This window comes from Flavobacterium sp. CR10, from assembly GCF_055814415.1.
This window is the reverse complement of the sequence record NZ_CP185985.1, coordinates 2,595,583-2,619,346: the sequence shown is the minus strand read 5'-3', so window position 1 is coordinate 2,619,346 and position 23,764 is coordinate 2,595,583. Positions and strand designations below refer to the sequence as shown.

Below are 23,764 nucleotides of genomic sequence, written 5' to 3'. Positions count from 1 at the left end.
AAATTATGCTACTATTCCCACTCAATTGTTGCAGGTGGTTTTGAACTAATATCGTAAACTACACGATTCACGCCTTTTACTTTATTGATAATGTCATTAGACACTTTCATCAAGAAATCGTAAGGTAAATGAACCCAGTCAGCAGTCATACCATCTGTTGATTCTACCGCTCTAAGCGCTACTACTTTTTCGTAAGTACGCTCATCACCCATAACACCAACACTGTTTACAGGAAGCAAAATTGCTCCAGCCTGCCAAACTTTATCGTATAATCCCCAAGATTTTAATCCTTCGATAAATACAGAATCTACATCTTGTAAAATTCTAACTTTCTCCGGAGTAATATCTCCTAAAATTCTGATTGATAATCCTGGTCCTGGGAAAGGGTGTCTTCCTAATAATTCAGGATCTATTCCTAATGTAGCTCCTACTCTTCTCACTTCATCTTTGAAAAGCATTCTAAGCGGTTCTACAATTTTTAATTTCATATAATCTGGCAATCCACCAACGTTGTGGTGAGATTTAATAGTTGCAGACGGTCCTTTTACCGAAACAGACTCAATAACGTCTGGGTAAATAGTTCCTTGCGCTAACCATTTTACATCTTCTAATAAGTGTGATTCATCATCAAAAACTTCGATAAATACACGACCGATTGTTTTACGTTTTGTTTCTGGATCACTGATTCCAGCCAATTCGCCAAGGAAACGATCTCCAGCGTCAACTCCTTTTACGTTTAACCCCATTCCTTTGTATTGGTTCAATACATTTTCGAATTCGTTTTTACGTAAAAGCCCATTGTTAACGAAGATGCAATATAAATTTTGCCCGATTGCTTTGTTTAATAAAACGGCTGCTACTGTAGAATCTACTCCTCCAGATAAACCAAGAACCACTTTATCGTTTCCTAGTTTTTCTTTCAATTCTGCCACCATTTCGTCAACGAAAGCATTTGGAGTAAAGTTTTGCGGAACTTCAGCAATTTTCACTAAGAAATTCTCCAACATTTTTTTACCGTCTGTAGAATGGTAAACTTCTGGATGGTATTGAATTGCATAAGTAGTTTCGCCTTCAATTTTGTAAGCTGCATATTCTACATCATGCGTGCTTGCTAATTTTACAGCATTTGTTGGAAGCGCTTTGATACTATCGCTATGGCTCATCCAAACTTGGCTGTTTTCTGAAACTCCTTCAAAGAAAGTTTCGCCTTCTTTAATATAAGACAAGTTAGCTCTTCCGTATTCTCTGGTATTTGAAGCTGCCACTTCTCCACCGCTGAAATGAGCTAAATATTGTGCTCCATAACAAACAGCAAGTAAAGGCATTTTACCTCTAATTTGTGATAAATCAGGATGTGGTGCATCTTCTCCTCTTACAGAGAAAGGACTTCCTCCTAAAATTACGGCTTTATAACTTGATAAATCACTTGGAATGTGATTGTAAGGAAAAATTTCGCAGAATATATTTAATTCGCGAACTCTACGCGCAATAAGCTGAGTATATTGCGATCCGAAATCTAAAATAAGTACGTTGTGTTGCATGCGCAAAAGTACTTTTTATATTCGAAATTCAAAAATCGGAACGTTGAAAAAATAAATATTTTTTTTCGACGTTCCGATTTTTAGGTTCAAAGGCTCAAAGCTGCAAAGGCTCAAAGGTTTATAAAAATAACGAAAGATTATTTGCTTTGTTCCTTTGAACCTTTGCATCTTTGAACCTAGAAAAAAGAAATCCAAAAACTCCAAAAAATCGTATTTAACGAAAACCCAATTTAAATTAAACTATGAAATCAAAAATTATTGCGCTGACTGTTTTTATGTCTGCTTTTTTCTCTTCTTGTAATACGGTTGATGATTTATTGACTTTTACTATTTCGAATAATACTTCGATTAAAATTCAAAGCACTTCTCCAATCAATCTGCCTTCGGAAATAATCACTCCAGAGGTTACAACCAATTCTTCGGCTGAGTTTGAAAACAACAAAACAAAAGCTAGTTTGGTAAAAGATGTTAAAATCAAATCCTTGAAACTATCCATTACAGATCCTTCAGATAAAACATTTACGTTTTTAAAATCGGTTCATCTGTATATTTCGACATCAAATTCAGATGAAATCGAATTGGCTTATGCTGATAATATCAACGTATCTAGCAACACAATCGATTTAATTTGTACTGATCAAAAACTAGATCAATACATTAAAGCAGACAGCTACAAAATAAGAACTAAAGTAACCATAAAAGAAACCTTAACAAAAGATGTTACAGTAAAAGCAGATATGAAGTTTAAGGTTACTGCGGATCCGTTTTAAATTTTGAGGTTCAAAGGTTCAAAGTAGCAAAGGTCCAGAGGTTTCTGCTGCAACTCAATAAAAAAAGGTTCAAAGGCAAACGAAGTGTAAAACTCTGTCCCTTTGAACCTTTGTTCCTTTGAACCTAGCGCTAAAAGCGCTATTCCTTTGTCACAACAATAGAAGCCTTAAATCCTGCGGCTAGATTGTCCCAATAATCATTTGTTACTAGATTTCCTTTATCGTCGTAAACTTGTATTTCTGCGGTGTTTCCTCCAAGTGTACCTATATTTAGAGCTTCAAAATCTAATTTATTAAAGCCTTGTCCCAGATTTATTTTGACCTGCTGAAAATTTGAATCTAATAAAATCCGATCTCGAACTACAAAATCATTTACAGAAACCTTAACCAAATCTCCGTCAATTGCTCCAAAATCACGGAACTTAACAATGAAGTATTCCGATTTGGTTTTAAAATCTCCTAACGAAATATTTTTCTTCACCAAAACGCCGCGGCCTTCTCTTAAACCAGCATCTTTTAGTGATTTATCTAAATCTTTTTCCATTTTGGCTACATATCGATCGCCCGGATTAGCAAAATCGGTTTCTGTAGACATGGTAAATTTGCTTTTCTCCTCTCCAATCTGAAATTTAGATTTTGGAGTTATAGTTGTATTTTCAAAAACATTTGGAGTTTTAATCGCTGGCATATCATTAAATTCTGCCAGTGGATCTTTTGTCTCAGGAACTGGAGTCTTTTTAGGCTTTGCAGTAAACTTTCCGCCCGGAATAGTTTTGAATTTAGTACTAGACTCAATTTGGGCTGATACAGACAGTGCAGTAAAAAACAATATGAAAAATAAAATGTGCTTCATTGAAAAAAGTATTATCGAATCGCCTTTTATAATTAATATAAATCAAAAGTCCAGCTTCACAAAAATAGTATAATTTACTTACTTGCTACAACTTTAGGAGTTTTATAACATATAATTAAGCTAATTTTTGGAAGCAAAAAACCTGCCAAGATTTTTTACTTTGTAAAAAATAAATTTCAAATCTAAAATTTACAAATTCCAAAAAATCAATCTACAAAAAGATTTAGCATTTTGATTATTAACAACTTATTCTTAACTTCAAGACTTTATTTTACCATTTAAAATCTCAATAAAATGGATTATATCGACTATTATAAAGTATTGGATGTTACAAAATCTGCAACAGAAGCAGACATCAAAAAAGCATATCGAAAACTGGCTAGAAAATATCATCCCGATTTAAATCCGAATGATAAAGAAGCTGAAAAAAAATTCAAAGAAATAAATGAAGCTAACGAAGTTTTAAGCAATCCCGAAAATCGAAAAAAATACGATAAATACGGAAAAGACTGGAAACATGCTGACGAATTTGAAAAAGCGGGTTATGATCCTAATCAGCAGCAAAGCAGACAGCAAGGCGGTTATCAATATTCTGAAGGCGATTTCTCTGGTTTTGGAGGTGGAGATTTTTCGGAATTCTTCAATTCGATGTATGGAGGAGGTGCAGGCAGAAGCAGAACGCAGGCTAAATATAGAGGACAGGATTTTAATGCCGAATTAGAATTAGACCTAAAAGCGGCTTACACAACACACAAACAAAATTTAACGGTAAACGGAAAAAATATTCGAATTACAATTCCTGCTGGTGTTGAAAATGGACAGATTATTAAAATTCCAAATCATGGCGGACCGGGAGTAAACGGCGGACCAAACGGAGATTTATACATCACTTTTATAATTTCTAATAATTCAGATTTTAAAAGAGAAGGCAATAATTTGTATGCCGATGCGCCGATTGATTTGTACACGGCAATTTTAGGTGGAGAAACCTATATCAATACTTTTGACGGAAAAGTAAAAATCAAAGTTCCAGCAGAAACTCAGCCTGGAACCAAAGTGAAGCTGAAAGGAAAAGGTTTTCCAGTTTATAAAAAAGAGAATCAGTTTGGTGATTTATACATCACGTATACTATAAAACTTCCAACAAAGCTGTCGGATAAAGAAAAAGAATTATTTGAAGAATTAGCAAAACTAAGAAAGTCATGAAAAATAAAAATTTAATCCAGATCAAACAGTTTTGTATTTACCACGAAATCGAAAATACTTTTATAACTGAACTTAGCAACTACGGACTCATTCATATTATAACGGAAGAAAATGATGAATATCTAGAACCCGAACAGCTTGCTACGGTCGAGAAAATGATTCGCATGCATTATGATCTCAAAATAAATCTGGAGGGAATTGATGCTATTGCAAACCTTTTGAATAAAATTGAAACCTTACAACAAAATTTGAATACAGTACAAAATAAGCTTCGTCTTTACGAAGAAAGAGAAACCGAATAAAATATCACAAAAAAGCTTGATTTCTGAATTGATTTCAAGCTTTTTTTAATCGCTGACAGAAGCATAATCCTTAAATTGCGGCAACTTTAATTAACCTGAATTTGCTTTTAAAACCGTACAGACAAATTCGCAAAAATTATAAAAAATGAAAAGAGAAAACATCTTAACTGGATCTCCGTGGGAAGACAAAATGGGATATTGCCGTGCCGTAAGAATTGGCAATATTGTTGAAGTTTCTGGAACTGTAGCCATTGTTGACGGCGATAAAGTAAAAGCTGATGACGCTTATGCTCAAACGTATAATATTTTGGAACGAGTAGAAAAAGTTTTAGAAGATTTAAATGTAGGTATGAAGGATGTTATCAGAACAAGAATTTTCACGACAGACGTTTCTACTTTTGAAGAAGTGGCCAGAGCACATTCTGCTTTCTTTAAAGATGTAAAACCAACTACAGGATTTTACGGAATCAGCAAATTGGTTGCTCCAGAATATTTGGTGGAAATCGAATTTACTGCTGTAGTATAATATTTTTTTTCGCCACGAATTCACGAATTATTTTTTATCAAAAAGAATCTAATTCTTTAAATTTGTGAATTCGTGGCAAAAAAGTCACTCAAATCTTAATGACTTCCTTAAATCCTAAACAATTCCTGCTTTCACTTCCTAAATGGATTCTTATCTGTGCTTTAGTGGGTATATTTTCAGGTTCTGCATCTGCTTTCTTTTTAGTTTCTTTAGAATGGGTTACACAATTTAGAATTCAGCATGATTGGATTATCTGGCTTTTGCCTTTCGGCGGATTTTTGGTCGGATTGAGTTATTACTATTGGGGAGAATCAGTTGCAAAAGGAAATAATCTTTTGCTTGAAGAATACGAAAGTCCTAAAAAAGTCATTCCGTTTAAAATGGCTCCTTTAGTTCTTTTAGGAACATTGCTTACCCATTTGTTTGGAGGATCTGCAGGACGAGAAGGAACTGCGGTACAAATGGGAGGCGCAATTGCCGACCAATTTACCAAGTTTTTTAATCTTGATAATTCAGAACGCAGAATTTTAATCATTCTTGGAATCAGCGCGGGTTTTGCCTCTGTTTTTGGAACACCTCTAGCTGGTGCAATTTTCGCTTTGGAAGTTTTATATTTCAGTAAAATCAATTTTAAAAGTATTCTGCTTTCTTTTTTAGTGGCTTATGCTGCGTATTTTACTGTAGAATTCTGGGAAATAAAACATACACATTATAGTATTCCAATAATTCCAGAACTTAGCTTAAACAATATTATTTTTACTCTAATTGTTGGAGTTTTATCAGGTTTTGCTGCTTTATTATTTTCCAGAAGCACGCATTTTTGGGGTTCGCTTTTTTCTAAAAACATTAAATATCCACCGCTTCGTCCTGTAATTGGCGGCGCAGTTTTAGCCATTGCCCTTGCGGGTTTAGGATTTACAAAATTCTCTGGATTAGGCGTTCCTGTTATTGTCGATTCTTTTTCAAATCCTAGCCAATGGTATGACTTTCTGCTTAAAATTTTATTTACAGGATTTACACTTGGAGCCGGTTTTAAAGGCGGAGAAGTAACGCCATTATTTTTTGTCGGAGCTACTTTAGGAAGCGCTTTATCAACCGTAATTCCAATGCCGATTGCTCTTTTAGCCGGAATTGGGTTTGTTGCTGTTTTCTCTGGAGCAACCCACACTCCTATTGCCTGCACCGTTATGGGAATGGAATTATTCGGAATCGCTCCTGGAATTTTCATTGCAATTGCCTGCACAATTGCTTATTTCTCTTCTGGTTCTGTTGGAATTTATAAATCTCAGATTGTAAAGGGTGCGAAATATAAATTGTACCAAAAATTTCTTTAGAGTATCTTAGTCTCATTCACAGTTTTCAGTCGCAGTCGTTGTTTACGCTAATAATACGTTGCAAACTGTGCCTAAACAAGAAGACTGAAAACTGAGACTGAGACTGACCACTTAACACTGCCACTAAAATTATTTTCAGCATTACATTAAAAAAATGTAAATTCGCACACTATGAAAATACAAGATATTCAAGCGATTCAATTATTGCTTGCTGCGCCAAAGAAAATTGCAATAATTCCGCACAGAGGACCAGATGGTGACGCCATGGGCTCTACTCTAGCTTTGTACCATTTTTTACTCAAAAATAATCATCAGCCAACCGTTATTTCTCCAAATGATTTTCCTGATTTTTTAGCTTGGCTTCCAGGCTCAGAAACAGTAAAAATCTATGAAAAGGATACTCAAAACTGTACTAAAATATTAGAAGAAGCCGAACTTATTTTTACGCTAGATTTTAATGCTTTTCATCGTACTGGCGAAATGGAGCATACTCTCGCAAAACTTACGGCTCCGTTTATCATGATCGACCATCATGAAAAACCTCATGATTATGCAGCTTATACGTATTCAGACACTTCTTACGGATCTACTTGTGAGATGGTTTATAATTTCATTGCCTTTTTAAACAAAAAAGAAGATATCGATAAAACCATTGCCACTTGCATCTATACTGGAATTTTGACCGATTCTGGTTCTTTCCGTTTTCCAGGAACCACTGGAAATACGCATAGAATTATTGCCGAATTGATCGATTTAGGAGTAGAAAATACCCAAATTCCAGTTTTGCTATACGATAATAGCTCTTTTAGCCGTTTGCAGTTATTAGGCCGTGCACTTCAAAACATGAAGATTTTTGAGGAACACAAAACCTCCTATATGACACTTACACAAGAAGAACTTGATTCGTTTAACTATGTAAAAGGTGATACTGAAGGAATCGTAAATTACGGATTAAGCATTCGTGGAATTGTTTTTACAGCCATATTCATTGAAAATAAAGAAGAAAAGATCATTAAAATTTCTTTCCGTTCTCAAGGAGGATTTGATGTTAACCAATTTGCAAGAGACCATTTTAACGGAGGCGGACACGTCAATGCAGCCGGAGGAAGATCTGAAGCTTCTATGGAAGAAACAATAAATAAATTTGAAGATTTAGTCAAAAAACTAAAATTATAACCCAAATCATGAATTACCTAAAACTTAGCATTTATACTTTGCTTTTTACTGTTTTGTTAAGCAGTTGCAAGCATCATGAAGAAGCCAGAAGACCTATTTCTAGAGCTTCGGGAACATTCATGAAAAAATCGGCTGACCGAAATAAAAAATTAGTAGCCAACGAAGAGGAAGTCATTAAAAAAATAATCAAGAGCAATCCGAAAGTAAAATATTATGCCACTCCAAAAGGGTACTGGTTTTGCTACGAAGAAAAAAATGCAGCAGAAACTTTAGCTCCTAGAAAAGGTGATATTGCTTACTTCAATATGGAAATAAAAGACATTAAAGGCAATAGCATCTACTCGGAATCTGATCTTGGCCCACAAACCTATTATGTAGACAAACAAGACATTATGATGGGTTTACGTGACGGAATTAAAAGAATACATAAAAATGAGACGGTTACATTTTTATTTCCATCGCATATGGCATACGGATATCACGGAGACAACAAAAAAATTGGTCCAAATGAATCTTTAATCGTTACGGTTACACTTAGAAATTTTGTTCCAGATCCAACGGCTCAAACAGCAAAACCAGCTGCACAGTCTACTCAAACCGCAACACCAAAACCTGCAGTTGCAAAACCTGCAGCATCAGCTAAAAAAGACACATTAACTCAATAAAAACAATATCTTAAAATGAAAAAGAGTATTTTATTATTACTAATAGCCGTAAGCTCATTTTATTCTTGTAAAGATGATCATAGTAATCTGCCAGATGGTTTATATGCCGATATCGAGACAAACAAAGGTCACATCATTGTAGAGCTTGATTATAAAAAAGCGCCGATAACAGTAGCAAACTTTGTGACTTTAGCTGAAGGCAAAAACGAGTTTGTAACACATGAACAATTAAAAAACAAACCCTTTTTTGATGGTTTAAAATTTCATAGAGTTATTGAAAGTTTTATGATCCAAACTGGTGATCCATTGGGAACTGGTTCTGGAGATACTGGTTATAAATTTAAAGACGAATTCTCAGATCTAAAATTTGACAAAGCTGGAGTTTTAGCAATGGCTAATAACGGTCCAGGCACAAACAGCAGCCAATTTTTTATTACTCACGTAGAAACTCCTTGGCTAGATAATTTGCACACTATTTTTGGTCATGTGGTAAGCGCTAAAGATCAGGAAGTGGTAAATAAAGTGGTTCAAGGCGACAATATTGTTTCTGTTACAATCATCAGAAATGGTGAAGCAGCGAAAAAATTTGATGCTGTAAAAGTATTCCATGATTATTTTGCTGACATCGCAAAAGAACAGCAGAAATATGCTGGAGTTCAAAAAGAAAAAGTAGATTCTTATGCCGCTTTAAAAACAAAAGCAACTAAAACTGCAAGCGGTTTAGAATATGTAATTACAGAAAAAGGAAATGGTAAAAAACCTGCTGCAGGAAGCCAAATCTACATTAGCTACGCAGGTTTCCTTGAAAACGGAACTTTGTTTGACACTAGCATTGAAGAAGTGGCAAAACAATTCGGAAAATTTGATCCAGCTAGAGCAGCACAAGGCGGCTACCAGCCAATTCAATTTCAAGCTGGGAAAAAAGACGGTTTAATTCCTGGTTTTATCGAAGGGGTTGAACAATTATCTTTTGGAGACAAAGCCGTTCTTTTCATTCCATCTCACTTAGCTTATGGAGCAACTGGTGCTGGAGGTGTAATTCCGCCAAACGCTAATATTATTTTCGAAATCCAGATTTCAGATAAAAAATAATCGAATTATAGACTTAAAAATTAAAAAGCAATGAAATTTAAATTTCTGTTTTTATTTTGTTTAGCAATAGTAAATATTCAGGCCCAAACCAAAAAGCCTGCTGCTAAACCAGCAACCAAACCTACAAGCAAAGTCGCAGCTACAACAGCAAACCCAGGCGATGGAATTTTTGCAACAATTTCTACTACAAAAGGAGATATTGTTCTTTCTTTAGAATATGTAAAAGCTCCTGTTACAGTAGCAAACTTTATTACTTTGGCAGAAGGTACAAATCCTAATGTTAAGGCGTCTCTTAAAGGAAAACCATTTTATAACGGATTAAAATTTCACAGAGTTATTAATGATTTCATGATTCAAGGTGGTGATCCTGAAGGAAATGGTACTGGAGGTCCTGGATATTCTTTTAAAGATGAATTTGTAGACGATTTGAAATTTGAAAAAGGCGGTGTGCTGGCAATGGCAAATTCTGGTCCTGCAACAAACGGAAGCCAATTTTTCATTACACATAAAGATACGCCTTGGTTAAACGGAAAACACACTATTTTTGGACACGTAGTTTCTGGAATGGACGTTGTAAATAAAATTGTTCAGGATGATGTAATGACAAAAATCGTTATTACACGTAAAGGTGCAGCTGCAAAGAAATTTGACGCTTTAAAAGTTTTAAGCGATGATGTAAAAAAAGAAGCCGCTAAAAAAGAAGAAGCAAAAAAAGTAGTAACTGCTAAAGCTGCTTATTTTAAAGACTTGAAAGCAAAAGCAACTGCAACTTCTACCGGTTTAAAATATGTAGTAACGCAAAAAGGAACAGGCGTTAAAGGTGCTGAAGGTTCTACAATTTATTTCCATTATGCTGGATACTTTGAAGATGGAAGTTTATTTGACAGCAGCATGGCTCCAGTAGCAAAAACCTACGGAAAATATGATGCAAACAGAGATGCACAAGGCGGTTACAAAGCTTTCCCTTTTACAGTTGGTAAAAAAGATGGTATGATTCCTGGTTTTATTGAAGCCCTTGATATGATGACAGACGGAGAAAAAGCAACTTTCTTCTTGCCTTCAAATTTAGCGTATGGAGAAAAAGGTGCTGGCGGTGTAATTCCTCCAAATGCAACTCTGATTTTTGAAATTGAAACGTATCAAAATCAGCCTAATTAATTAGAAAAGAGAAGATTTGTTCTTCATAAATATAAAAAGCCATCAGAATTATTTTTGATGGCTTTTTATATTTTTCAGCATTTTCACTTTTTAAAGAATTCTTAATTCAAGAGTTTAAAATTAAATTTTATTGCCATTTAATTACCATTTTCAACATAGTACGATAGAATCCTAAACAAAATAGCTTACCTTTGCCGGCTTAATTTTTTAAAACAGATAATTTATGACGTCGCAAAATAATGTATTAAAAGGTGTTTTTCTTGTTGCTTTGGGAGCAACCACTTACGGAATGTTGGCCACATTTGTAAAAATGGCTTATTCTGAAGGATACACAACTGCAGAAGTCACAACCTCACAATTTATTTACGGAATTCTAGGTATTCTTATAATCAATCTTTTTCAGCGTATTAAAAACAAAAATACAGCTGTAAAAGCTTCTCCTAAAAATATTTTCAATTTAATGCTTGCAGGAACTTCACTAGGAATGACAAGTTTATTTTACTATTTGGCCGTAAAATATATTCCTGTTTCTATCGGAATCGTTTTATTAATGCAAACCGTTTGGATGGGAGTTTTACTTGAAATGATTTTAGAAAAAAAATTGCCTTCAAAACAAAAAGTAATTGCTGTATTTATAGTGCTTTTCGGAACTGTTTTAGCAACCAATATTATCAATAATGATATCGAATTAGATTGGAGAGGTTTAGTTTGGGGAATGCTGGCCGCAGCTTCTTTCACTACAACAATGTTTACTGCTAATCGCGTTGCAACCGAAATTTCATCAGCGCAAAGAAGTCTTTATATGCTTCTAGGCGGTGCTATTATTGTTTTTTCATTCGCCTTTGCAACTCAGATAACTGCATTCAATCTAGAAATCTTCTTAAAATGGGGAATTGTATTGTCATTATTCGGTACCATCATTCCACCGCTTTTAATGACAGCTGGCTTTCCTTTGACTGGAATTGGACTAGGAAGCATCGTTTCTGCGCTTGAACTGCCAGTTTCTGTAATGATGGCATATGTTTTATTAAACGAAAAAGTAATCTTTTCTCAATGGGTTGGAATCGTATTGATCATTTTAGCCATTATTATTATGAATGTAAATTTCAAACCAAAAAGATAACTCCAAATAAGCATTATTAAAAAAAACAGTTATGTAATGCAATAATTGTTAATTTTTTTATAATTTCGTGATAAACAATTAAATATCATGATTTTACCTTGGCATTTATATTTAATGGCTTGCTTATATATTCTTGCTGGGATAAATCATTTTAGAAGTCCTGGAATGTACATAAAAATCATTCCGCCCGCATTAAAAAACCCCAAATTAATAAATATTTTAAGTGGTGCCGCCGAAATCATTTTAGGCATCTTTCTGCTCCTGCCTTTTTCATCACATTTTGCCGCCTGGGGAATTATAATGCTATTAATTGCTGTATTTCCTGCTAATTTGTACATGTTTCAAAATAAAAAAGCAGGTTTTGGTTTACCAAGATGGATTTTATTTGTACGTTTGCCCTTACAAATTGTTTTAATTTATTGGGCTTACCAATATACATTCTAAACATTTAACCATTAAATTATTTTATTATGAAAAAATTATTTGCAGAGTTTTTTGGGACTTATTGGCTTGTTTTTGGCGGATGCGGAAGCGCAATTTTTGCTGCTGGAATTCCAGATTTAGGAATCGGATTTGCGGGTGTTGCTTTAGCTTTTGGTTTAACGGTACTTACCATGGCATACGCTGTTGGTCATATTTCTGGCGGTCATTTTAATCCAGCGGTTTCTTTTGGTTTGTGGGCAGGCGGAAGATTTTCTGGTAAAGATCTTATTCCGTACATCATTGCACAATGTGTTGGAGCTGCTGCTGCTGCCGGAACTTTATACACAATAGCTTCTGGAAAAGCTGGTTTTGCAATAGACAACACAAAAGCTGGTGCCTTTGCATCTAATGGTTTTGGAGCTTTTTCTCCTGATGGTTATTCATTACAGTCTGCTTTTATTGCAGAATTTGTACTTACTTTATTCTTCTTATTAGTGATCTTAGGAGCTACTGATAAATTTGCAAATGGCAGATTTGCAGGAATTGCAATTGGTTTAGCTTTGACATTAATACACTTAATCAGTATTCCAATTACAAATACTTCTGTAAACCCTGCGAGATCATTATCTCAAGCTATTTTTGTTGGAGGAGAGCCATTATCTCAGGTTTGGCTGTTTTGGATCGCCCCTATTCTTGGTGCATTAGCGGCTGGTTTCCTTTATAAGACACTGCTTCAAAATCATGCTGAAGCATAAAAAGAAAAAGTCGACATATCATCAAAAAAAATAAAATATGGAATTTTTATATTTCTTACTTATAGGTGCCATTTCTGGATGGCTAGCTGGCCAAATCTGGAAAGGTTCTGGTTTTGGATTACTTGGCAATATCATTGTTGGAATCATAGGCGGATTTATCGGAGGATGGATCGCCGGAAAACTTGGTATTGGAGGCGGAGGCCTTCTATGGCAAATTCTGATTGCCGTAGGTGGTGCTTGGGTTTTATTATTTATAATCAGCCTCATCAAAAAATAATAGCCAATTAGTTGGTACATAATTGAAATCGAAAGAGAAAATCTGATATATTTATATTTGATTTTCTCTTTTTTGTTTGGATAAAATCGACAAGAAAATTCTATTTCAACTCAAATATGTATGTATTATGAACGAAATCATTTCTTACTTCAGCACAATTCCATCATCACACAGAAGCCTTATTCTAGTGGGTGGCATTACCATTTTTTGGCTTATTGAAAACAGTTTTCCCTTGTTTAAAATGCAATACAAGAAATGGCCTCACGCTGGGATAAACTTCTTTTTTACCTTTACAACCATTGTGGTCAATTTTATTCTTGCGTTTATTTTAATAAAAACCGCGGCGTGGACAGTCGAAAATAATTTTGGAATTCTGCAATGGCTTCCGCAAATACCAATTTGGCTTTATACCATAATTGGCTTATTGCTTTTGGATTTAATTGGAGCTTATTTAGTTCATTTGATCGAACATAAAGTAAAAATTCTGTGGCAATTTCATTTGGTGCATCATACCGACACTTGGATTGATACTACTTCAGCAAATAGGCATCATCCAGGAGAAAGTGTTGTTCGTTTTGTTTTTACCACTTTAGGCGTTTTAATTGTTGGATCACCCATGTGGATGGTTTTTCTCTATCAGTCATTATCTGTTGTCGCTTCACAATTTAATCACGCCAATATTTCGCTTCCAGAAAAATTAGACGTTTTCTTAAGCTATTTTATTGTTTCTCCGAATATGCATAAAGTGCATCATCATTATGTATTGCCATACACAGATAGTAATTATGGAAATATTTTTTCTGTTTGGGACAGGCTTTTTGGAACTTTCACTTATTTGCCAAAAGATCAGCTTATATACGGTGTAGATACTCATATGCTCCCAGAAGAAAATAATGAATTGAAGAATCTGCTAAAAATTCCATTTCAAAAATCAAGATCCTTTAAAAACAGCTAAATTCTCTAAAAAAAGTGCACTTTACTGAAACAACTTATTATTTTTTTTTTTAATATTGATACAAGAATTGAAAATCAATCTATTAATAATTAACACCCTATTTTGAATTAATTTTCACGAGATGAAAAAGAGTAGCCGCAAAGAATTAACTCCGGAACAAAGCGAAAGACTTGTTTCGTTAGCTTTAGAAGAAAGAAATCCATTTGAAATTATAAAAAAAGAGTTTGGATTGGCAGAAAAAGAAGTCCTGGACATTATGAAAAAGAAAATGCCTCTTGAAAAATTTGAGATGTGGAAAAAGAAGGCAATTGCGAATAAGCCAAAACCAAAACCAGTTAAAATAGATGATTTTGATGAAGATTTGGACGGAAAATATTATATCAAGAATAAATTAGACTAACATAGAGCTCCTGTTTTTCAGGAGTTTTTTTTTATAGTTAAAATTATTGTGATTTTTTAGTAACTTTTTAATGCTTTTTGTGTCAAATATAATTAACTAAACATATACAAATGAAAAAAATACTTTACACCTTAGCTCTAGCGGTCACTTTTTGGAGCTGTAAAACAGGGAGCACTGGAGCCGCAAAAAGTAATATAGTTGAAGTTAATATCAATCTAACAGATGTTAAAGACGATAAAGTCTTAGTAACAGTCACACCACCAGCCATTAAGACGGATGAAATTGTTTATAGTATTCCGAAAACCGTTCCTGGTACGTATTCAACAGACAACTACGGAAAATATTCTGAAGACTTCAGAGCATTTGATGCTAAAGGAAATCCGCTTACGGTAAAAAGATTAGACGATAATTCTTGGTCTATTTCAAACGCAAAAGCATTAAAAAAAATCACTTATTTGGTAAACGATACTTTCGATACTGAAAAAGGAACTGGATTTGGAAATGATGATGTTTTCTCTCCAGCAGGAACAAACATTGATGCGGGAAAAAATTTCATGGTAAATACTCATGGATTTGTGGGTTATTTTAAAGATAAATTGGATGTTCCGTACAAAGTTACTATCACACATCCTGAAACACTTTGGGGGGCAACTTCTATGACAGATCAAGATGCAAGCAATACTTCTGATGTATTCACGACTTCTCGTTATGCTATTTTGGTAGAAAACCCAATTATGTATTCTAAACCTGATTACACTACTTTTAATGTAAACGGAATGGACATCTTAATTGCCGTATACTCTCCTACTGGAAAATATACTGCTGAAAGCATTACTCCAGAAATGAAAACGATGATGACAGCACAGAAAAACTTTTTAGGGAAAGTAAATTCTACTAAAAAATATACTGTGTTATTATACTTATCAAGTATGGCAAAAGATGATGCTCACGGTTTTGGAGCTTTAGAGCACCCAACTGCTACTACGGTAGTTTTGCCAGAATCTATGCCAAAAGAAAAATTGGTAGAATCTATGAAAGATGTGGTTTCTCATGAGTTCTTTCATATTGTAACTCCATTAACAATTCACTCAAAAGAAATTCAGTATTTTGATTACAATGCGCCAAAAATGTCTGAGCATTTATGGATGTATGAAGGTGTAACAGAATATTTTGCTAATCTTTTCCAAATCAACCAAGGTTTGATTGACGAAGCTGAATTCTACACTCGTATTGCAGATAAAATTGCACAATCTAAACAATTAGATGATACAATGTCTTTTACTGTAATGAGTAAAAATGTATTAGAACAGCCTTATAAAGACCAATACTTAAATGTCTACCAAAAAGGAGCTTTAATTGGAATGTGCATCGATATTATCATTAGAGAAAAAAGCAACGGAGAAAGAGGTATTTTGGATTTAATGCATAAATTATCTGATGAATATGGTGTTGAAAAACCGTTCAATGACGATGAATTATTTGCCAAAATCACTTCATTGACTTATCCTGAAGTTGGAGAATTTTTAAACAAATATGTGGCTGGAACTACTCCAATTCCTTATGATTTTTACTTAGCAAAAGTTGGTGTTACAAAAGCAATGGAGAAAAAAACTGGAAATCCGTTTATCAAAGGACAAACTCCATACATAACTGTTGATAAAGCAACAAAAGAAATCGCAGTTCGCCCAGATTCTGAATCTGTTGATTTCTATAAAAATCTGAATTTAAAAGGTGGCGATAAAATCTTAGCTGTAAACAACAAATCATACAATTTGGACAACATTTATGATTTGATTACTGAAAGTGAAAACTGGAAAGATAATGACCCTATTACTTTGAAAGTAAAACGTGGCGGAAAAGAAGAAACCATTAAAGGAACTGTAAAATTGCCATTTGAAGAAGCTGAAACTTTTAAAGCGACCGATGCTTCAAAAGAGAAACTTAAAAACGCATGGTTAAAAGGTTAATTTCCTTTTAAAAACATAAAAAAACCGACAAGTGATTGTCGGTTTTTTTTATGCTGTAATTTTCTAGGTTTGTCAGGCTGAGTGGAGTCGAAGCCATCGCAAGTTAAATCCGCACTGAGTTGGGCTTCGACTCCGCTCAGCCTGACAAAAAAGAGTTTATTTCTTTACAGGAAATTTCCAATCAAATTCATCTTTGTTGTTGATAATCGCTCCAATTTCAAACTTCACTACCTCATCAAATTCTGTTTGAAGGATAAACCAGTTGTCTTCGTTGAAGTAGTTTTCGAAAGTATCAAAAGTTTCCTGATTGTATTTTGTAATTTGTTTTGCAGCGAAATCTTTCTTTACATCAGCAATTTTTCTTCCGATTATTTTGAATCCGAAAACTTCCAGATCATTGCTTGAAGCTACAATATACCCTAATTTAAGATCTTCTTCTTCGTAGAAAGTTAGTCTCATTTTATGAGAGTTGTAAACAAAAATCACATTATCGTCTTCGTCTTTATAATTTTTATCAGGTTTTCCTAAAGCTGCTGTTACGTCATTCTGCTTCATTCCGAAAAGCAGTTTATCTATTCCTGATTTTAAATTGATCTTCATATTGATTGTCTTTATTTGAAGTGCAAATTTCGTGAAGTTTTTTGTTGTTTTGCCACGAATCGCACAAATTTTCACGAATTAAAATAGTATCATTTGTCAGGCTGAGCGGAGTCGAAGCCCTCTTAAGCTAGAAAGCCCTTCGACTCCGCTCAGGGTGACAGACGTAAAACTAATTTTGATATAGCTTCTTATTTGGCTTGCTGCTCATATAAAACATAATCTTCCCACCATTTATAACATCTGCATGCTTTAAAAATGGTTTGTCCAATTGTTTACCGTTCATTAGAACTTTGTTCACAAAAACATTTTTATCAGATTGATTTACCGTTTCAACTTCAAAGGTTTTTCCGTTTTCTAAATTCAAAGTAGCCTTTTTCAGTAACGGACTTCCTAATGCATATTCATCTGAACCTGGAGCAACTGGGTAAAATCCTAAACTGCTGAAAATATACCAAGCACTCATTTGCCCGAAATCATCATTTCCTCCTAAACCATCAGCGCCATTTCGGTACATTTTTTTCAAAATCATTCTAATTTTATCTTGAGCTTTCCAAGGAGAATCTGTCCAATTGTATAAATATACTACATGATGTGAAGGCTCATTTCCGTGAACATAATTCCCAATAATTCCGTCTCTTGTAATGTCTTCTGTATTTTCAAAATATTTGTCTGGAAGATGCATATTGAATAACGAATCTAAACGAACTTTAAATTTCTCATTTCCTCCCATCAATTGAATCATATCAGAAGGATCTTGCGGAACGTACAGACTGTAATTCCAAGAGTTTCCTTCAATAAAACCTTGTCCGTGGGTATCTAATGGATCAAATTCTTTTTTAAAGGTTCCGTCGTTTAATTTTGGACGCATAAAACCTGTTTTCTCATCGTAAACATTTTTATAATTTTTCGATCTATTGATGAATTCATTATAAATAGCTGTCTTTCCTAATTTCTTTGCTGCCTGAGCAATTGCCCAATCATCATAAGCATATTCTAAAGTTTTAGAAACCGAAGCACCATTTTTATCTTCCGGAACATATCCTTTATTCATATAAAATTCTAAACCATCATAATACGGCACTTTTGCAGTATTAACACAAGCTTGAAGCGCTTTTTCGGCATCAAAACTGATATTGCCTTTTACAATTGCATCTGCCACAACCGAAACCGAATGATAGCCAATCATACACCAATTCTCGTTGGCATAATGCGACCAGATTGGAAGCATTTTATGAACACTTTGATCTGAATGTGCCAACATTGAGCTTACCATATCTCCGTTTCTTTTTGGCTGTATGATATTAAATAACGGATGCAAAGCTCGATACGTATCCCAAAGCGAATAGCTTGTGTAATTAGTGAATTTCTCTGCTTTATGAATATTCATATCTAGACCTTTATAATTTCCGTCTAAATCCATGTATTCGGTTGGACCTAAAAATGCATGATACATTGCGGTATAAAAATTAACCAAATCTTCCTTTTGAATTGTTTCAACCTGAACTTTATTCAGTTCTTTATTCCAAACTTCCTGACTTTGCTTTTTTACTTTTTCGAAATCCCAATCAGGAGTTTCTTTTTTCATGTTTTCTAATGCTCCAGCAGAACTTACAGGTGACAATGCCATTTTGATTTTGATTTTTTCTCCTTCATTCGTATCAAAATCAAAAAACAATTTTAGATTTTGTCCTGCCATTTCTGGAAAGTTTTTCGTTTGATCAAATCTTCCCCAGAAACCTCTATAAACACTTTTTTCTTGAGCCGCTTGTCCGTAACTTTTAATTGGTTTATTAAATGACATCGCAAAATAAACTGTTCTAGTTCTTGCCCAACCGTTTGTCTGACGATATCCTGTTATCAGAGTATCATTTTCTACACGAACAAAAGTCCAAACATTCTTTTTATCATAATTATAAATCCCTGAAGTCAAATCAAGAATGATGTGTGCTTCATCAGATTTTGGAAAAGTATACTGATGCATTCCAACGCGAGTTGTTGCAGTCAATTCTGCTTTAATTTTATGATCTTCCAAAAAAACACTGTAATAAGCCGGTTCAGCTTTTTCTGTTGAATGCAAAAATGCCGATCTATATCCAGATAAAGGTTTTGATGCCACACCTGGATTTAATTGTAGTTTACCGGTTGTTGGCATGATCAAGAAATCTCCTAAATCTGAATGTCCTGTTCCGCTAAAATGTGTATGGCTGAAGCCTACAATTGTTTTATCTTCATACTGGTATCCCGCACAATATTTATAAACTTCTCCATTATATTTTCCGTTTAAGCTATAAGCAATAGTATCAGTTTCTGGGCTCAATTGCACGCTTCCAAAAGGAACTGTTGCTCCTGGATAGGTGTGCCCCATTTTTGCAGTTCCAATCATTGGATCTACATATTGAATAAGGTTTCTTTTTTCAGCCACTTTCTTCTGCCCAATTACCGTATTGGGCAAAGTGAAAAGTAAAATTGATAGTCCGAAAAAATAATTTTTAAAGTTAATTTTAATCATTTTAAGTTTTTTTATTTTTTGAAATCTTTGTGCTTTCATTTCATGCAGAAAAGTACAACAAAAACTGTTTTTAAAAAACATAAATTTAGCAGAGCTCAAAAGGTTTAAATATCTTTGGTTTACTAAAAGCCTATCAAAGCATGAAAAAATATATTTTAATTTTACTTTCTTTTTCTTCTTCATTTATTTTTTCGCAAAAAATTGAAAGTAATAGATTAACGAAACAGGAAATTGCCCAACGAGAACTCGAAAATCTAACTGATTTTCCTATTTACAGAGCGTTTGAGTTTAGCGATAAAGGCGGTGTTTATGAATTGGTTTTGGGCGAAAATCAGAAAACAATTTCCAAGAAAGATACTTTAAATACAAAAATACAAGCAGTTTGTGTGATTAATGATCACGGCGGATTTTTAAATCAATGGAAAATTAATGATTTGCTTGAAGATACTCTCCCAAAAGAAACAAACATTTGGTTCTGGACAAAATATTGCAGTACAAAAGATATTGATGGCGATGCTTATATTGAACCCGTTATTGTTTATGGAACTCGCAACGAAGATGGCTATATAAGACGCGTAAAAATTATTACGGTTTATAAAAACAAAAAATATGTGATTCGTGCAGTTGAATGCGATTTTGATAATTGCAGAAGTTTTGAAAAAGATCAAAGTTGGAATACGCTTCCGCAGAAAATAAAAACGTATATCAATCAATTAACTGAAAAAATGAGAAAAGAACAGAATGTGCTTTTGAAAAACGGATAAGATTTAATTGTTAATTGTAAATGATTGATGGCTGTTCATAATTCACCATTTATAATTAACAATTTACAATTATTTTTTACTCGCTCATTTCATCGTAACGTTCCGGAACTTGTGGATCGTAAAGCGGACATTTGAATTCTTCCATGATATCTACTAATTTATTCATGGTTTTTCCTTCTGTTCCGTAGCAGTCAATTTTTATACTTTGAGGTGTTGTAATAACTTGAAATGCGCCTTTCCCTTTTGGATTTTTCCAGCTGTTTTCGTCTACACGCTCCCAGTCTGAAAAGACAGAATTAATTCTATTTACGATTACTTCAACTTGGAGATCAGCTAAACCTTCGACTTCTTGTTTTTCAACAAGCAATTCATAAACTTCCTGATTGTTCAGGTAAATTTCGTCTAGATATCTCCAAAAAAGTAATTCGTACATAATGTAAAGTATTTAAAAACATAGAGATGCACAATTGCGCATCTCTAAATATAATAATTATTTTAAAAGCTACAAAACCTTTGCAACTCTGAACCTTTGAATCTTTGCAACTATATTATTAATAATTGAATGTTCCGTATTCGCTAGTAATAGTCAGCTTTTTATCATCAGATGCTTCTACTCTACCAACAATTTGCGCATCAACATTGAATGATTTAGAAATTTCAATAATATCTTGAGCGATATTTTCTGAAACGTAAAGCTCCATTCTGTGACCGCAGTTGAAAACTTGATACATTTCTTTCCAATCTGTTTTTGATTGTTCTTGAATTAACTTGAACAATGGCGGCACTGGAAATAAATTATCTTTTATAACGTGCAAATCTTTTACGAAATGTAAAATTTTAGTCTGCGCACCACCGCTGCAATGCACCATTCCGTGAATATCTTCTGGAGTATATTTATCTAAAATCTTTTTGATAATTGGAGCGTAAGTTCTTGTTGGAGAAAGCACTAACTGACCCGCGTTTATTGGGCTATTTTCTACTTCATCAGTCAGATTTACTTGTCCTGAATAAATTAATTCTTCTGGAACCGCTGCATCGTAACTCTCAGGGTATTTTTTAGCTAAATATTTTCCGAAAACGTCATGACGTGCAGAAGTTAATCCGTTACTTCCCATTCCGCCGTTATAGCTTTTTTCGTAAGTCGCCTGACCAAAAGAAGCCAAACCAACAATTACATCTCCTGCTTGAATGTTTGCATTATCTACAACATCAGAACGTTTCATTCTTGCTGTTACAGTAGAATCTACAATAATCGTTCTTACCACATCTCCAACATCGGCAGTTTCTCCACCTGTTGAATGAATCGTAACTCCAAATGATTTTAATTCGTTGATTAATTCTTCTGTTCCGTTAATGATGGCAGAAATAACTTCGGCAGGAATTAAATTTTTATTTCTTCCAATAGTTGAAGAAAGCAGAATATTATCTGTTGCACCAACACACAATAAATCATCAATATTCATGATTAAGGCATCTTGAGCAATTCCTTTCCAAACTGAAAGATCTCCAGTTTCTTTCCAATACATATAAGCCAAAGACGACTTTGTACCTGCTCCGTCAGCATGCATAATAAGGCAATGTTCATCATCCTGTGTTAGATAATCAGGAACAATTTTACAGAATGCCTGCGGAAATAAACCTTTGTCAATATTTTTTATAGCGTTATGTACGTCTTCTTTTGATGCCGAAACACCTCTTTGTGCATATCTTTTGCTAGAATCTGAACTCATGAAAATTAGTTTGTGTTGATGTGCTGCAAAGATAATCCCTTTTTTTAATTCTTTGACTTATTCGATTATTTGATTCTAAAAAAAATCGGCAGAAGTTTATATTCTGCCGATCATCCAAAAATAAGAATTAGTCATGAAACTCTCTATTTTTCTAAATTATTTCCAATCTGGCATAGAAGCATTTTGAAATAAAGTTGTTCTTGATTCATTATCGTTCAATTTTGCCGTCTGAATATTTTTGGCAGACAATCCATCATTTGATGTATTAACAAATATTACCTCTGCTTCATTTGGTGATAATTTCACATCTAGATCATTAAAACCATCCTCTTTTTGAGTGTCTAGTTCTGCCGAAGTATTTGAGGCCACTGTATAAACAAATATTCTAGAATCTAATCGTCTGTATGTCGCATTTTCATAACCAGAAACATCTCTCGTGTAAACTATTTTTTTATTATCTAAAGAAATATCTATACCGCTTGCTGCACCAGTTACGCCTGAAAGCACTGTGTATAATAGTTTCCCAGAAGGGTTTATCACATATATTTCTACATTATAGCCAGAATTATCGTTTACTTTCAAAACAATTTGTTGCCCGTCCTGACTCCATACACATTCAGAAATAAATTTACCATTTGGAGTTTTATATAATTGAACTAGTCCTGAACCATCTGCATTTATTCTATACAATTTGTCAAAATTTGGATAAATAAACTGGCTTCCATTTTTACTCCAACTATAAGTAACATGTTCCATATTAAAACCTGCTATAGGAATAAAATTGGTAATTTTTCTAGTGTTAGAACCATCAGGATTCATAGTATATATTTGATTTGCCGAACCATCAGAACTAATAAATGCAATTTTATTTATACTAAGATTTTTCACTGGTCTATAGCTATTTATTTCTGATGACGACAATTGCAGTTCATTTCCAGCAGCATCAGCTGTATAAATAACATTATTGTTTTTTACTCTCTTAACATATAAATATCTTGGATTTGGAAATGCTAAGGTTGTAAACGAATTGGTTACGCTATTTGTCGGTTTATTTATACCATCATTTGCTGAAACCTGCCAATAATATTTTGTACTGTAATTTAATCCCGTAATCTTTAAAGTTGTGGCTGTTAAACCAGAATATGTCTTAACCTCATCTGTTGTCCCATTTTTTACCGTAACTACATAGGTCAGTGGATCTGACTCTGGATCTGTTGCAGTCCAGGTTAAGTCTAAAGACAAAGCTTGTCCTGTCACGTTGTTTGCTGGTGCGGTAAGAGAAGGAACGGTAGGTGGTTTATTAGTGGCGGTAGATACTTCTAATTCAAAAATGACTTCTATTTCAATATCTTTTTCGATTGTCGCGGGTACAAATCTGGCAATAAAACCATCTTTTTGAGCCTGAAAAGCATATTTTCCTTGGGGCACTTTTTCAATTCTAAAGTAGCCATCTTTATCGGTATAAACTGTGCTTGTAGTCGGACTCGAAGAGACGCGGGCATTTTCAATTCCTGTATATGCACGCACATCTACAACTCTTCCCTTTATTGTTCCTGTCCCTGTTTCATCCAGTTGTTCTTCACCACAAGACATCAGAAGAATAAAGCACGCCAAAATTTTTAAACCTATTTTCATTTG

Annotated in this window: 24 protein-coding genes; 17 read left to right on the top strand and 7 right to left on the bottom strand. The window is 34.0% G+C overall.

The window, feature by feature from the left end:
- Positions 1 to 11 precede the first annotated feature (11 nt).
- Complete coding sequence (guaA, locus tag ACNRYB_RS11690) at positions 12 to 1,541, bottom strand: glutamine-hydrolyzing GMP synthase (RefSeq protein WP_008462460.1); 1,530 nt, start codon at positions 1,539 to 1,541, stop codon at positions 12 to 14.
- Positions 1,542 to 1,783: 242 nt separating this feature from the next.
- On the opposite strand from guaA, the gene ACNRYB_RS11685 reads away from it, so the two are divergent.
- Complete coding sequence (locus ACNRYB_RS11685; protein WP_343705737.1) at positions 1,784 to 2,311, top strand: hypothetical protein; 528 nt, start codon at positions 1,784 to 1,786, stop codon at positions 2,309 to 2,311.
- Between the two features lie 139 nt (positions 2,312 to 2,450).
- On the opposite strand, the gene ACNRYB_RS11680 is transcribed toward ACNRYB_RS11685, so the two are convergent.
- Positions 2,451 to 3,164, bottom strand: coding sequence for a hypothetical protein (locus ACNRYB_RS11680; protein WP_473730161.1), 714 nt, complete (start codon positions 3,162 to 3,164; stop codon positions 2,451 to 2,453).
- A gap of 294 nt (positions 3,165 to 3,458) precedes the next feature.
- Here ACNRYB_RS11680 and ACNRYB_RS11675 point away from each other — a divergent pair, with 294 nt between their 5' ends.
- From ACNRYB_RS11675 to ACNRYB_RS11605, 15 genes are all read left to right on the top strand, one after another.
- A complete protein-coding gene (locus ACNRYB_RS11675) occupies positions 3,459 to 4,370 on the top strand; it encodes a DnaJ C-terminal domain-containing protein (protein ID WP_473730160.1) in 912 nt (303 codons plus the stop codon).
- Positions 4,367 to 4,672, top strand: a complete 306-nt coding sequence (locus tag ACNRYB_RS11670; protein WP_473730159.1) for a chaperone modulator CbpM — start codon at positions 4,367 to 4,369, stop codon at positions 4,670 to 4,672. Before ACNRYB_RS11675 ends, ACNRYB_RS11670 begins: the two co-directional genes overlap by 4 nt.
- Before the next feature lie 145 nt (positions 4,673 to 4,817).
- On the top strand, positions 4,818 to 5,198 hold the full coding sequence (locus ACNRYB_RS11665) for a RidA family protein (RefSeq protein WP_111366914.1): 381 nt from the start codon (positions 4,818 to 4,820) through the stop codon (positions 5,196 to 5,198).
- Between the two features lie 98 nt (positions 5,199 to 5,296).
- A complete protein-coding gene (locus ACNRYB_RS11660) occupies positions 5,297 to 6,532 on the top strand; it encodes a voltage-gated chloride channel family protein (RefSeq protein WP_473730158.1) in 1,236 nt (411 codons plus the stop codon).
- 171 nt (positions 6,533 to 6,703) lie between these two features.
- Positions 6,704 to 7,708 carry a DHH family phosphoesterase gene (locus tag ACNRYB_RS11655; RefSeq protein ID WP_473730157.1) on the top strand — a complete coding sequence of 335 codons (1,005 nt, stop codon included), beginning with the start codon at positions 6,704 to 6,706 and terminating at the stop codon, positions 7,706 to 7,708.
- Positions 7,709 to 7,716: 8 nt separating this feature from the next.
- Positions 7,717 to 8,373 carry a gliding motility-associated peptidyl-prolyl isomerase GldI gene (gene gldI, locus ACNRYB_RS11650; RefSeq protein WP_473730156.1) on the top strand — a complete coding sequence of 219 codons (657 nt, stop codon included), beginning with the start codon at positions 7,717 to 7,719 and terminating at the stop codon, positions 8,371 to 8,373.
- A gap of 15 nt (positions 8,374 to 8,388) precedes the next feature.
- On the top strand, positions 8,389 to 9,465 hold the full coding sequence (locus ACNRYB_RS11645; protein WP_473730155.1) for a peptidylprolyl isomerase: 1,077 nt from the start codon (positions 8,389 to 8,391) through the stop codon (positions 9,463 to 9,465).
- A gap of 30 nt (positions 9,466 to 9,495) precedes the next feature.
- Positions 9,496 to 10,623 (top strand): peptidylprolyl isomerase, encoded by a 1,128-nt coding sequence (locus ACNRYB_RS11640; protein WP_129748451.1) that lies wholly within the window; start codon positions 9,496 to 9,498, stop codon positions 10,621 to 10,623.
- 223 nt (positions 10,624 to 10,846) lie between these two features.
- Entirely contained in the window at positions 10,847 to 11,746 is a 900-nt protein-coding gene (locus tag ACNRYB_RS11635; RefSeq protein ID WP_473730154.1) for an EamA family transporter, read from the top strand.
- An 87-nt stretch (positions 11,747 to 11,833) separates the two neighbouring features.
- Positions 11,834 to 12,190 carry a DoxX family protein gene (locus tag ACNRYB_RS11630; RefSeq protein ID WP_129748453.1) on the top strand — a complete coding sequence of 119 codons (357 nt, stop codon included), beginning with the start codon at positions 11,834 to 11,836 and terminating at the stop codon, positions 12,188 to 12,190.
- Between the two features lie 26 nt (positions 12,191 to 12,216).
- A complete protein-coding gene (gene aqpZ / locus ACNRYB_RS11625; RefSeq protein WP_129748454.1) occupies positions 12,217 to 12,924 on the top strand; it encodes an aquaporin Z in 708 nt (235 codons plus the stop codon).
- A gap of 37 nt (positions 12,925 to 12,961) precedes the next feature.
- Entirely contained in the window at positions 12,962 to 13,201 is a 240-nt protein-coding gene (locus ACNRYB_RS11620) for a GlsB/YeaQ/YmgE family stress response membrane protein (protein WP_129748455.1), read from the top strand.
- A gap of 127 nt (positions 13,202 to 13,328) precedes the next feature.
- On the top strand, positions 13,329 to 14,156 hold the full coding sequence (locus ACNRYB_RS11615) for a sterol desaturase family protein (RefSeq protein ID WP_473730153.1): 828 nt from the start codon (positions 13,329 to 13,331) through the stop codon (positions 14,154 to 14,156).
- A 121-nt stretch (positions 14,157 to 14,277) separates the two neighbouring features.
- Entirely contained in the window at positions 14,278 to 14,556 is a 279-nt protein-coding gene (locus ACNRYB_RS11610) for a DUF2805 domain-containing protein (protein ID WP_129748457.1), read from the top strand.
- A gap of 110 nt (positions 14,557 to 14,666) precedes the next feature.
- Positions 14,667 to 16,523, top strand: coding sequence for a M61 family metallopeptidase (locus ACNRYB_RS11605; protein ID WP_129748458.1), 1,857 nt, complete (start codon positions 14,667 to 14,669; stop codon positions 16,521 to 16,523).
- 156 nt (positions 16,524 to 16,679) lie between these two features.
- Here ACNRYB_RS11605 and ACNRYB_RS11600 read toward each other — a convergent pair whose 3' ends face one another.
- Together ACNRYB_RS11600 and ACNRYB_RS11595 are read right to left on the bottom strand one after the other, a co-directional pair.
- Complete coding sequence (locus ACNRYB_RS11600) at positions 16,680 to 17,123, bottom strand: hypothetical protein (protein WP_129748459.1); 444 nt, start codon at positions 17,121 to 17,123, stop codon at positions 16,680 to 16,682.
- 169 nt (positions 17,124 to 17,292) lie between these two features.
- Entirely contained in the window at positions 17,293 to 19,632 is a 2,340-nt protein-coding gene (locus ACNRYB_RS11595; RefSeq protein ID WP_473730152.1) for a GH92 family glycosyl hydrolase, read from the bottom strand.
- 140 nt (positions 19,633 to 19,772) lie between these two features.
- Between ACNRYB_RS11595 and ACNRYB_RS11590 the strand changes: the two genes are divergently transcribed.
- A complete protein-coding gene (locus ACNRYB_RS11590) occupies positions 19,773 to 20,396 on the top strand; it encodes a M949_RS01915 family surface polysaccharide biosynthesis protein (protein WP_473730151.1) in 624 nt (207 codons plus the stop codon).
- Positions 20,397 to 20,472: 76 nt separating this feature from the next.
- Here ACNRYB_RS11590 and ACNRYB_RS11585 read toward each other — a convergent pair whose 3' ends face one another.
- The 3 genes from ACNRYB_RS11585 to ACNRYB_RS11575 form a co-directional block, all read right to left on the bottom strand.
- Positions 20,473 to 20,829, bottom strand: coding sequence for a hypothetical protein (locus ACNRYB_RS11585; protein WP_473730150.1), 357 nt, complete (start codon positions 20,827 to 20,829; stop codon positions 20,473 to 20,475).
- A 118-nt stretch (positions 20,830 to 20,947) separates the two neighbouring features.
- The gene (locus ACNRYB_RS11580) at positions 20,948 to 22,126 is read right to left on the bottom strand and encodes an AIR synthase related protein (protein ID WP_473730149.1); all 1,179 of its coding nucleotides are present in this window, start codon (positions 22,124 to 22,126) and stop codon (positions 20,948 to 20,950) included.
- 156 nt (positions 22,127 to 22,282) lie between these two features.
- The gene (locus ACNRYB_RS11575) at positions 22,283 to 23,761 is read right to left on the bottom strand and encodes a carboxypeptidase regulatory-like domain-containing protein (protein ID WP_473730148.1); all 1,479 of its coding nucleotides are present in this window, start codon (positions 23,759 to 23,761) and stop codon (positions 22,283 to 22,285) included.
- Positions 23,762 to 23,764: the final 3 nt, after the last annotated feature.

Bases quoted from the DNA above. Each gene is read 5' to 3' on its own strand.
- guaA (WP_008462460.1), bottom strand. From the start codon at position 1,541: ATGCAACACAACGTACTTATTTTAGATTTCGGATCGCAATATACTCAG.
- ACNRYB_RS11685 (WP_343705737.1), top strand. From the start codon at position 1,784: ATGAAATCAAAAATTATTGCGCTGACTGTTTTTATGTCTGCTTTTTTC.
- ACNRYB_RS11680 (WP_473730161.1), bottom strand. From the start codon at position 3,164: ATGAAGCACATTTTATTTTTCATATTGTTTTTTACTGCACTGTCTGTA.
- ACNRYB_RS11675 (WP_473730160.1), top strand. From the start codon at position 3,459: ATGGATTATATCGACTATTATAAAGTATTGGATGTTACAAAATCTGCA.
- ACNRYB_RS11670 (WP_473730159.1), top strand. From the start codon at position 4,367: ATGAAAAATAAAAATTTAATCCAGATCAAACAGTTTTGTATTTACCAC.
- ACNRYB_RS11665 (WP_111366914.1), top strand. From the start codon at position 4,818: ATGAAAAGAGAAAACATCTTAACTGGATCTCCGTGGGAAGACAAAATG.
- ACNRYB_RS11660 (WP_473730158.1), top strand. From the start codon at position 5,297: ATGACTTCCTTAAATCCTAAACAATTCCTGCTTTCACTTCCTAAATGG.
- ACNRYB_RS11655 (WP_473730157.1), top strand. From the start codon at position 6,704: ATGAAAATACAAGATATTCAAGCGATTCAATTATTGCTTGCTGCGCCA.
- gldI (WP_473730156.1), top strand. From the start codon at position 7,717: ATGAATTACCTAAAACTTAGCATTTATACTTTGCTTTTTACTGTTTTG.
- ACNRYB_RS11645 (WP_473730155.1), top strand. From the start codon at position 8,389: ATGAAAAAGAGTATTTTATTATTACTAATAGCCGTAAGCTCATTTTAT.
- ACNRYB_RS11640 (WP_129748451.1), top strand. From the start codon at position 9,496: ATGAAATTTAAATTTCTGTTTTTATTTTGTTTAGCAATAGTAAATATT.
- ACNRYB_RS11635 (WP_473730154.1), top strand. From the start codon at position 10,847: ATGACGTCGCAAAATAATGTATTAAAAGGTGTTTTTCTTGTTGCTTTG.
- ACNRYB_RS11630 (WP_129748453.1), top strand. From the start codon at position 11,834: ATGATTTTACCTTGGCATTTATATTTAATGGCTTGCTTATATATTCTT.
- aqpZ (WP_129748454.1), top strand. From the start codon at position 12,217: ATGAAAAAATTATTTGCAGAGTTTTTTGGGACTTATTGGCTTGTTTTT.
- ACNRYB_RS11620 (WP_129748455.1), top strand. From the start codon at position 12,962: ATGGAATTTTTATATTTCTTACTTATAGGTGCCATTTCTGGATGGCTA.
- ACNRYB_RS11615 (WP_473730153.1), top strand. From the start codon at position 13,329: ATGAACGAAATCATTTCTTACTTCAGCACAATTCCATCATCACACAGA.
- ACNRYB_RS11610 (WP_129748457.1), top strand. From the start codon at position 14,278: ATGAAAAAGAGTAGCCGCAAAGAATTAACTCCGGAACAAAGCGAAAGA.
- ACNRYB_RS11605 (WP_129748458.1), top strand. From the start codon at position 14,667: ATGAAAAAAATACTTTACACCTTAGCTCTAGCGGTCACTTTTTGGAGC.
- ACNRYB_RS11600 (WP_129748459.1), bottom strand. From the start codon at position 17,123: ATGAAGATCAATTTAAAATCAGGAATAGATAAACTGCTTTTCGGAATG.
- ACNRYB_RS11595 (WP_473730152.1), bottom strand. From the start codon at position 19,632: ATGATTAAAATTAACTTTAAAAATTATTTTTTCGGACTATCAATTTTA.
- ACNRYB_RS11590 (WP_473730151.1), top strand. From the start codon at position 19,773: ATGAAAAAATATATTTTAATTTTACTTTCTTTTTCTTCTTCATTTATT.
- ACNRYB_RS11585 (WP_473730150.1), bottom strand. From the start codon at position 20,829: ATGTACGAATTACTTTTTTGGAGATATCTAGACGAAATTTACCTGAAC.
- ACNRYB_RS11580 (WP_473730149.1), bottom strand. From the start codon at position 22,126: ATGAGTTCAGATTCTAGCAAAAGATATGCACAAAGAGGTGTTTCGGCA.
- ACNRYB_RS11575 (WP_473730148.1), bottom strand. From the start codon at position 23,761: ATGAAAATAGGTTTAAAAATTTTGGCGTGCTTTATTCTTCTGATGTCT.